Annotated in this window: 4 protein-coding genes; all 4 read right to left on the bottom strand. The window is 39.1% G+C overall.

The window, feature by feature from the left end:
* Nucleotides 1–684: 684 nt before the first annotated feature.
* The 4 genes from F607_RS0125665 to F607_RS31925 all read right to left on the bottom strand — a co-directional run bounded on the left by F607_RS0125665 (nucleotide 685) and on the right by F607_RS31925 (nucleotide 3352).
* Nucleotides 685–1158: a DUF7919 family protein gene (locus F607_RS0125665; RefSeq protein ID WP_027710299.1), complete on the bottom strand. Its 474-nt coding sequence runs from the start codon at nucleotides 1156–1158 to the stop codon at nucleotides 685–687.
* A 150-nt stretch (nucleotides 1159–1308) separates the two neighbouring features.
* The gene (locus F607_RS0125670; protein WP_211233710.1) at nucleotides 1309–1536 is read right to left on the bottom strand and encodes a hypothetical protein; all 228 of its coding nucleotides are present in this window, start codon (nucleotides 1534–1536) and stop codon (nucleotides 1309–1311) included.
* A gap of 351 nt (nucleotides 1537–1887) precedes the next feature.
* Entirely contained in the window at nucleotides 1888–2124 is a 237-nt protein-coding gene (locus F607_RS31920) for a DUF4279 domain-containing protein (RefSeq protein WP_051311837.1), read from the bottom strand.
* A gap of 172 nt (nucleotides 2125–2296) precedes the next feature.
* Nucleotides 2297–3352 (bottom strand): winged helix-turn-helix domain-containing protein, encoded by a 1056-nt coding sequence (locus tag F607_RS31925; protein ID WP_338112650.1) that lies wholly within the window; start codon nucleotides 3350–3352, stop codon nucleotides 2297–2299.
* Nucleotides 3353–3447 lie beyond the last annotated feature (95 nt).

Genomic DNA, 3447 nt, shown 5'->3' on the forward strand with positions numbered 1-3447 from the left:
TGTACCTTGCCATAGGCACCAATAAGGATAGTTTCCCCTTTCTCTGCTCGCGCAACGAGCTGGGACAAAGAGCTTTTAGCCTGGTGCATTGAGATAACATCCATCATTCATACCTCACTATTGAGAATATATACAGCTTAGCTAAGACTTAGCTGAATATCAACAGGATCTTCTTACTCCCTGATTTCAGCCATTTCGCAACATTTCAGCCGCAAAAACTTCCGATAACATAGATTATCGGAACTTTTTTCGAGTGGGGTTAGTATTCTGGGGTGGGGAAGGCGCACTAAGGGCACCAGCACATACATCAGTAGCCACTGATATACTACTTGTGCCTTTTAAAATTTACTCGGAGAAATAAAAAAGCCCACATTTGTGGGCACAGAAAGTCGTATTTTTAATATTTGTTATCATTTACTTTTTCTAATTTTTTTATTCGTTCATTTAAGATTAGTATTGAAACAGCACAGAAAAAAACAAATAAATTAAGGCTCTATATGGATTCCTATCTCTGACGATCCCAATTCGACCTTGTTTTACAAACCACTGGTACATTAAGTTATTCTCATATTTCAGCATACCAACCAATAAACGCCACTCTAGAGCAAAATCCAACCTCATTGTAGGCTTTATTGTACATACCACCTAGCTGGCTGACTGGAAAACAGAGCTTAGCTGATGATCTCAACCCCAAAATTTCCACCATTTTTTTGAAATTTCAACTTTTTTTTCCAATCTCGGCCTGCCGCTTTTTTCTTGATCGATTTCCGAACAGGTACCATTTTTACAACTATCACAGGCCTCTGATTCCCAATACTTTTTCAGATCGTTAATAAAGACATCAGGCGGCTTATAATGATGTTCTTGAATATAGTGGATAATAGCGCTTGGAAGTACGTACCTTATACCGTCAACCTCGACCCAAATCTCACCATGGAACTTTTTATCTGAATCACACAGCGCACAACTATGCATACCCAGATCACCATCATCAACATGATGAAAAGCGTCAAGATGCTTTAAGATATCAATTACCTCAATAGATACACTTCCCCTGGAAGGCACTGTATTTCCCAACCATCCTACTGAACAAACTTTAACACCTTCATGTAAATCAGGAGCATATACTTGATCGCTTAAATCTGGGATTTCAACCACTCGAACCTCATAAAAGTCAACTAATAATAAACGTCACTCTAGTATAACAACCTAACCTCATTATAGGCCTTATAATTAAAGGCATTCAGCAAGTAGGCTAGTCTTAGCCGGTTACGATCTTGCATATTGCTTGAAGAAGCAAAATATGATTTATAAATGATACACACCATAAGCAACTGCCGTAGCACTACCTAACCAAATAAATAGTTTAAATTCAGCCCAATGATCTTCCCAATAATTACCACGAAACATGCTAACGATATCAGGAGTAAACCAAAACTTTATGCACTCGATAAGTTCATCTTTATTGCCGAATAATAGCTTGTACATTGCCCATAATGTAAAAAAAAATGCTATTGCTGCTAGTATTTCGCGCATACTCACTCCTTGACCTTTATATTCACCAAGAGAGGTGAAAAATAAGCGATATCGAGGTTTTAGTTCAAAGTGTGTTGCTTAGCTTACTCATATCAATTACACATAACTACTAATGAGCATCACACTTACGCAAACATAACCTCATTGTAGGCTTTATGGTTACTGCTATCCAGTGAGATGGCTGGGGAGCAGCTTTTACTTGATTAGAGTTCTGGATTAAACACAACAAATTGAGGGGAGTTATTGAAGTAGTGATCCTTATTTGAAAGATGTTCATGCTCCCATAAATTTCCGTGAGCCTCTATCCCTTTTGCACAACTTTCCAGAAACTTCGCAATGTGCCGCAGTTCTTCAGGAGTTGCTACGAGATACTTGTGAATCTAGATCACCTGGTTCTCTTTCCTTAGCCTCAAGCCACCACATGCCTGACCTTGCAATACGAGGGTTACCATTTGCATTCCATGAGAACGGCTCACCTTTGATCATCTGGTGAGTTGGTTCGCAACCAAGCTTACCAGTAATATCAGCTGGAATTAAATCGTCTCCTATGATTCTTAAGCAAGCCATAGTTCTAGAAATTATCGCCATATTTCCCTACATATCATTATTAACAAACAGTGCCTTCGATAACATGAAGTATATGACATCCGTACCTTTCAATGTTATCAAGTGCTTTCTGATCTCTCTCATCCATATTGCTGTTTCTCAAAGTAGTTGCTTATCTTTTTCAAAACCAAACTATTTTAGCCGTGATTGAGGCTTAAGACTTCAGTAAATAATAGCTAATTTCCTTATGATCGCATTTCTGCAGCTGCCAGCTTAGGCATTGATTAAATTCGGCGTAGGCGTCTAAGGCGGACTTTAATGAATCAACAAAAGATTGTGTGTCTATCGGAGGGTATTCGATATAGAGGTTATAGATGAGCAAGATTTTGTTTTTCCTATCGGCTTTAGCATCAAGACGGCCAACAAACTCATCGCCCCAAAGTATTGGCAAGCAAAAATACCCAAACTTTCTATCCGCTTCTTTTAAATAGCATTCAAGCTGATAATTGTAACCGAACAACTTGCTCAATCGTTTTCGTTGAATCACCAGGTTATCAAATGGTGAAAGAAGTTTTACCTGGGCTTTGGGCATTCGTTTATCGAGTAATGACAAGCTTTTTTTATCTGTATAACAGTGGTTATCACCGAGTTTTACCTTGATGATTTCACCCTTTTTAAGCAGCTGTTCAACCTGCTGTTTAATATACTTTTGCATCCCTGTACGCAAATAACCGAACTCCGTTTCATTACCCAAACCATTGGCTTTTAGATAACTTTTGATGAGGTACTGCGCATATTCACTTTGAGTCGGCATCGATGTATCAATATGGGATGGCAACACACGTTCGGTCAAGTCAAAGACTTTTTGAAAACCAACACGGCGTTCGACCATAAGCTTGCCCTGTAAAAACAACAACTCCAGTGCACGTTTTGCTGGTTTCCAATCCCACCATTGTCCAGCACTGTGTTTTTTGTCTTCAAAATCTTTTGACTGCAACGGTCCTTCAGCAGTGATGCGCGCCAGCACTTCAGCCTTGATTTTTTTGGCCTGCTCATGCCAGTCTTTTTCATTATCGATCATTTGTTGCATTTTAATCTGGCAGTAACGAAAGTCGGATATCGGTAAATAAGCTGCAGCATGATACCAGTGTTCAAATATTTCACGCTTTCGCTGTAATTTGTCTAATAACACAGGCTGGTAGCCTTTAACACGATTCCATAAAGTATGATGATGGCCGCGCTCAACTCGGGCAATAGTGTCAATTTGTATATAACTCGACTTTGGCCATCAAGCAGCCATCGCGAGTTGATTAATTAAAGTGTCAGCGTCATTGGGTGTTAATTTAATAAAGTCATCACTTATAC

It is taken from the genome of Zooshikella ganghwensis DSM 15267 (assembly GCF_000428585.1).
Classification (GTDB): Bacteria; Pseudomonadota; Gammaproteobacteria; order Pseudomonadales; family Zooshikellaceae; genus Zooshikella; species Zooshikella ganghwensis.